A 327-nucleotide genomic window follows, 5' to 3' on the forward strand; every position below is an offset into this window, starting at 1 on the left:
AACGGCACACCAGCGCTTGACAAAACACACTCGTCAAACAGACCAGTGAGAGGCTCGGCGTGACCGCCGGAAGACTGCTGCCCATGGTCGGCATCGCGCGCAGCACATACCACTACCAGATCAAGGCCATGGACAGACCGGACAAGGACGCGTGGCTGCTGCCCTTGGTCGAGGAGGCGTCCGAGAACGGCAAGCGCAGGTACGGGTACAAGCGGATCCACCTGGAGCTGAAGGGCATGGGCGTCAGGGTATCGGCCAAACGGGTCATGCGGCTGACGGCCGGGCATGGCCTGGCGCCCCTGTTCAAGAGCGCGAAACGGTACAGCT

The 327-nt window shown here is 63.3% G+C and carries 1 protein-coding gene; it reads left to right on the top strand.

Translation table 11 applies throughout. The features are described 5' to 3' along the window. Positions 1-59: 59 nt before the first annotated feature. Positions 60-327: IS3 family transposase (locus tag OU26_RS08740; RefSeq protein WP_152571361.1), on the top strand; the 268-nt coding region annotated here is incomplete at its 3' end.

The sequence above is a fragment of the Bifidobacterium ruminantium DSM 6489 genome, assembly GCF_000770925.1.
GTDB lineage: Bacteria > Actinomycetota > Actinomycetes > Actinomycetales > Bifidobacteriaceae > Bifidobacterium > Bifidobacterium ruminantium.